5 protein-coding genes and 1 pseudogene are annotated in these 5,425 nt (G+C 69.1%); 4 read left to right on the top strand and 2 right to left on the bottom strand.

Annotated features, from left to right (window positions below):
• Nucleotides 1–86 precede the first annotated feature (86 nt).
• The 4 genes from paaK to JMF90_RS22370 all read left to right on the top strand — a co-directional run bounded on the left by paaK (nt 87) and on the right by JMF90_RS22370 (nt 4,191).
• Nucleotides 87–1,409 (top strand): phenylacetate--CoA ligase PaaK, encoded by a 1,323-nt coding sequence (paaK, locus tag JMF90_RS22385; protein ID WP_011547585.1) that lies wholly within the window; start codon nt 87–89, stop codon nt 1,407–1,409.
• A 37-nt stretch (nt 1,410–1,446) separates the two neighbouring features.
• The gene (locus JMF90_RS22380; protein WP_011547586.1) at nt 1,447–2,247 is read left to right on the top strand and encodes an enoyl-CoA hydratase-related protein; all 801 of its coding nucleotides are present in this window, start codon (nt 1,447–1,449) and stop codon (nt 2,245–2,247) included.
• 135 nt (nt 2,248–2,382) lie between these two features.
• Complete coding sequence (locus JMF90_RS22375) at nt 2,383–3,054, top strand: MarC family protein (RefSeq protein WP_027806145.1); 672 nt, start codon at nt 2,383–2,385, stop codon at nt 3,052–3,054.
• A 156-nt stretch (nt 3,055–3,210) separates the two neighbouring features.
• The gene (locus JMF90_RS22370; protein WP_011547587.1) at nt 3,211–4,191 is read left to right on the top strand and encodes an aldo/keto reductase; all 981 of its coding nucleotides are present in this window, start codon (nt 3,211–3,213) and stop codon (nt 4,189–4,191) included.
• Nucleotides 4,192–4,227: 36 nt separating this feature from the next.
• On the opposite strand, the gene JMF90_RS22365 is transcribed toward JMF90_RS22370, so the two are convergent.
• Both JMF90_RS22365 and JMF90_RS22360 read right to left on the bottom strand, forming a co-directional pair.
• Nucleotides 4,228–5,094 carry a type II CAAX prenyl endopeptidase Rce1 family protein gene (locus tag JMF90_RS22365; RefSeq protein ID WP_041489478.1) on the bottom strand — a complete coding sequence of 289 codons (867 nt, stop codon included), beginning with the start codon at nt 5,092–5,094 and terminating at the stop codon, nt 4,228–4,230.
• Nucleotides 5,095–5,179: 85 nt separating this feature from the next.
• A pseudogene (locus JMF90_RS22360) lies at nt 5,180–5,425 on the bottom strand (hypothetical protein); the annotation flags it as partial.

Raw genomic sequence — 5,425 nt, 5'->3', positions numbered from 1 at the left:
ACGCGGCCGGCCGCACGTTCCGGTCGTAGCCGCCCGCGCCGTCACTTCGAACACGACAACGACCACTCCACTGGAGGAGCACCCCGATGACTCACCCGACGCATCCCGCCGCCGCCCTCGAGCCGATCGAGACCGCCAGCCGCGACGAACTGCAGGCGCTGCAGCTCGAACGCCTCAAATGGTCGCTGCGCCACGCATACGACAACGTCCCGCACTATCGGCGCACGTTCGATGCGGCGGGCGTGCATCCGGACGACCTGAAGTCGCTCGCCGATCTCGCGAAATTCCCGTTCTCGACCAAGACCGACCTGCGCGACAACTATCCGTTCGGCCTCTTCGCGGTGCCGCGCGAACAGGTCGTGCGCGTGCATGCATCGAGCGGCACGACCGGCAAGCCGACCGTGGTCGGCTACACCGCGCGCGACATCGACACGTGGGCGAACGTGACCGCGCGCTCGATCCGCGCGGCCGGCGGCCGCCCGGGCGATACGCTGCACAACGCGTTCGGCTATGGTCTCTTCACCGGCGGTCTCGGGATTCACTACGGCGCGGAGCGGCTCGGCTGCATGGTCGTGCCGATGTCGGGCGGGCAGACCGAGAAGCAGGTGCAGCTGATTCGCGATTTCGAGCCGAAGATCATCCTCGTCACGCCGTCGTACATGCTGAACCTGATCGACGAGATGGTGCGGCAGGGAATGGACCCGGCCGAATCGTCGCTGAAGATCGGCATCTTCGGCGCCGAGCCGTGGACGCAGGCGCTGCGCGACGAAGTGGAGACGCGCGTGGGCATCGACGCGCTCGACATCTACGGGCTGTCGGAAGTGATGGGCCCGGGCGTCGCGTGCGAATGCGTCGAGACGAAGGACGGCCCGGTGATCTGGGAAGACCATTTCTACCCGGAGATCATCGACCCCGTCACCGGTGAAGTGCTGCCCGACGGCAGCCAGGGCGAGCTCGTGTTCACGTCGTTGACGAAGGAGGCGATGCCGGTGATCCGCTACCGCACGCGCGACCTCACCGCGCTGCTGCCGCCGACCGCGCGCGCGATGCGCCGGCTCGCGAAGATCACGGGCCGCTCCGACGACATGCTGATCGTGCGCGGCGTGAACGTGTTCCCGAGCCAGATCGAGGAGATCGTCGTCGCGCTGCCGCAGTTGTCGGGCCAGTTCCAGATCACGCTGTCGCGCGACGGTCACATGGACCGGCTCGACCTCGCGGTCGAGTTGCGTTCCGAGGCGGCGGCGTCGGTGAGCGACGGCGATCGCGCGGCACTCGCGCGCGAGCTGCAACACCGGATCAAGACGATGGTCGGCGTGTCGTCCGGCGTGACGGTGCTGGCAGCCGGCGGTATCCCGGCGACCGCGACCGGCAAGGCGCGCCGCGTGATCGATCGCCGCCAGGCGGCGTGATTTCGATATGTGCCGTTCTACCCGAGGAAATGGTTCGATGGATGGATTGAAGACCCTGGCCGTCACGGTCGATGCACGCGGCATCGCGACCGTCGCGCTGCAGCGCGGCGACGTGCTGAACGCGTTCGACGAGACGATGATCGCGGAACTCACCGACGCCTTCACGGCGCTCGGCCGACGCGACGACGTGCGCGCGATCGTGCTGCGTTCGGATGGCCGCGCCTTTTGCGCGGGCGCCGACCTGCAGTGGATGCAGCGCGCGAGCGCGAACGATGCGGCCGCGAACCTGCGCGACGCCGAGCGGTTCGCCGCGATGATGCGCGCGATCCGGCAGTGCCCGAAACCGACGGTCGCGCGCGTGCAGGGTCACGCGTTCGGCGGCGGTGTGGGCCTGTGCGCGGCGTGCGACATCGTGATTGCGAGCGACCACGCGCGCTTTTCGGTCAGCGAGGCGCGCTTCGGCATCCTGCCGGCCGTGATCGGCCCGTATCTGGTCGAGGCGGTCGGCCAGCGCCAGGCGCGCCGGCTCGCGCTGACCGCGACGCAGCTCGCGGCCGCCGAAGCCGTCGCGATCGGCCTGATCCATCAGGCCGTGCCGCTCGATGCGCTCGACGACACGCTCGAGCGCACGCTCGCGGAGTTGGGCCGCAACGGCCCGCACGCGCTGATGGAGATCAAGCGCTTTTTCGACGCGATCGGCGAGTACCCGCCGTCGGACGAACGCGCGGCGTTCACCGCGCAGACGATCTCCCGCGTGCGGGCGACGCCGGAAGCGAAGGAGGGCTTCGCGGCCTTCTTCGCGAAGCGGCCGCCGGCGTGGGAGGCGGGCGCCGGATAAGGCTGCACGACGAACCTCCACGACGATCGACGGCGAAGCCGGGCCGGCGGCATTTTGCGTCTCGGGCGCGAGCGCTTGCACTACAATGCGTGACCCCCGGCGCTGCCGGCCCCGTTCCGACCGATGCTTCGCACGATGATCGTCAACCGCCTTGTCTCCGAGATCCTGTTCGGCTTTACCGGCCTGATCGGCATCATCAATCCGATCGGCATCGCGTTCCTGTTTCTCGAACGGACCGAGACGCTCACCGCGCACGAGCGGGATCTGCTCGCGAGGAAGGTCGCGTTCAATGCGTTCGTCGTGCTGATGGTCGCGTTCTTCGCCGGCACGCCGGTGCTGCATTTCTTCGGGATCTCGATGGAAGCGCTGCGGATCGGCGGCGGCTTCGCGGTCGCCGTGGCCGGCTGGCAGATGCTGAACGAGCCCGACGGGCCGGGCGGCGGCGATACGCCGGTCAAGCCGATCGACGCGAACGCGATCATGACGCGCGCGTTCTTCCCGTTGACCGTGCCGCTGACGGTCGGCCCCGGCTCGATCGCGACCGCGATCGCGCTGAACGCGAACCGCACGCACAAGCTGTCGGAATTCATGCTGTCGAGCATCGTGTCGATCGCCGTGTCCGTGCTCGTCGCGCTCGTGATCTGGCAGGTCTACAGCCGCTCCGCGCTGCTCGCACGCTACCTCGGCAGCGAGGGGACCAAGGTCGCGAAGCGCGTGTCGGCGTTCCTGCTGCTGTGCATCGGCGTGCAGATCATGCTGACCGGCTTCTCCGCGTTCCTGCAGCCGCTCGCCGACCAGGCCAAGTAACCGGGGCGCCCGGTTCATCCTTCGAGGTTCAACCTTTCACGCAGCCTGCACGCGGCGCGCGCTCATACGCGTTCGCGGCGTGCGGGATACCATGCGACGTCTGGCGGATGCCGCGTGCATCCGGCCGCAACCCCAACTTGAGTGGCGAGGCGAGCAATGGAATACGTGAAATTCGGGTCGACCGGGCTGGACGTGTCGAAGCTGGTGCTGGGCTGCATGACGTTCGGCGAGCCGTCGCGCGGCACGCATCCGTGGACGCTGCCGGAAGCGGAAAGCCGCCCGATCATCCAGCGGGCGGTCGAGGCCGGCATCAACTTCTTCGATACGGCGAACATGTATTCGGACGGTACGTCGGAGGAGATCGTCGGCCGCGCGCTGCGCGATTTCGCGAAACGCGACGACGTCGTGATCGCGACCAAGGTGTTCTACCGGATGCGGCCGGGGCCGAACGGCGCGGGCCTGTCGCGCAAGGCGATCATGACCGACGTCGACCAGAGCCTGAAGCGGCTCGGCACCGACTACGTCGATCTCTACCAGATTCACCGCTGGGACTACGGCACGCCGATCGAGGAGACGCTCGAGGCGCTGCACGACGTCGTGAAGGCCGGCAAGGCGCGCTATATCGGCGCATCGTCGATGTTCGCGTGGCAGTTCGCGAAGGCGCTGCACACGTCGAAGCAGAACGGCTGGACCCGCTTCGTCAGCATGCAGAACCACCTGAACCTGCTGTATCGCGAAGAGGAGCGCGAAATGCTGCCGCTGTGCGAGGACGAAGGCATCGCGGTGATCCCGTGGAGCCCGCTTGCACGCGGGCGCCTGACGCGCAACTGGGACGAAACGTCGGAACGGCAGCAGAAGGACGACGTCGGCCAGCGGCTGTACGACGCGACGGCCGATGCCGACAAGGCGGTCGTCGAGGCCGTCGCGGCGATCGCCGCCGCGCGCAACGTGCCGCGGGCGCAGGTCGCGCTGGCGTGGGTCGCGCAAAAGCGCGGCGTGACCGCACCGATCGTCGGCATTTCGAAGCCGCAGCAACTGGACGACGCGCTCGGCGCGCTCGCGCTGAAGCTGACCGACGACGAAATCGCCACGCTCGAACGCCCGTACGTGCCGCACGCGGTGGCCGGGTTCAACTGAGCGGCAGCGCGGGCGACACAGGCGCCGTCGCCGCGATCAGCGCGCGGCGGCGAGCATCGGATAGGTGAACAGGCCGAAGTGGACGACGTTCAGCCCCGCATGCGCGAGCGCGGCAGCGAGCAGGCCGCCGCGCCGCCACGCGAGGCCGTAGCCGACGCCGGCCACCGTGCCGAGCACAATCCATGGCCAGCCGCCCGCTGCGTGCGCGGCGCCGAACAGCAGCGCGCCGGCCGCGAGCGCGAACCACGGGCCCCATGAGCAGGCGCGGAACGCGCGGGTCAGCCCGCCTTGCACGTAGCCGCGGAACAGCGCTTCCTCGGCGAGCGTCACCAGCAACAGGTTGTTCGCGAGCCACAACCAGCCCGACGGCGGCCATTTGGGGGCCCAGCCGACCATCCCGAACGCGAGCGCGCCGGCCAGGCACGCAATAGCCGTTGCGACGGCCGCCACCGCACCGGTGCGCAGCGCGCGCGACAGCGCGACGTCCGGCGCAACCCACGGCAGTGCCCACAACAGCCACAGGCCGACGAGCGGCTTGTCGAAATTCAGGTACATCGTGAACGGCACGGCGTCCGGCGTGAAGCGGATCGGCCCGATCACGCGCGGATTGTGGAAGCCGGGAATCAGATGCAGGCTCAGCGCGATCGCGAGCGCGGCAAAGACGAGGTGCGCGATGATGCGCACCGCGAGCGGGCGCTCGGGCAGCACGCCCCAGCCGGCCGCGATCAGCAGTGCGAGCGGCGCCAGCGTGATCGGCGCAAGCTGGCCGAACGCCAGCGCGCCCCCGTAGCCGAGCGCGGCGAGGCCGATGCTCAGGCCGTGCAGCGGGCGATGCCACGCGCAGGCGGCGGCCGCGAACAGGGCGAGCCAGATCGTGGCACACGGAAGGAGCGAAAGGGACATGACGGAAAACGGATGGGCGGACGAGACGCCGCGCATCATACAGCAGGCGCCGTGACCCGCCGCCGGACAGCCGGCGCGCCGCGCGTCAGCGGCCGGCGGTTTCGGTGACGCCGCCGCGGCCCGGAATGTCGACGCTGTTGCGCACGCGCATCCGCCGCCGGTACCAGAACGTCCACAGCAGCAGGCAGGCAAATACCGTGTAGCCCATGACCGGCGACACGACCAGCACGCGTTCGACCGGCCAGTTGACGACCATCCACCAGCGCAGCAGCATCTCGACCGTCATGATGGCGCCCCACACGAACGTCATCAGCCGCAGCATCTGCCGCAG

Origin of the sequence: Burkholderia sp. E168m23 (assembly GCF_016586125.1) — a bacterium.
GTDB classification, from domain to species: domain Bacteria; phylum Pseudomonadota; class Gammaproteobacteria; order Burkholderiales; family Burkholderiaceae; genus Burkholderia; species Burkholderia orbicola.
Note: the sequence above shows the minus strand (reverse complement) of the source record. Positions and strands in the feature narration are given on the sequence as shown.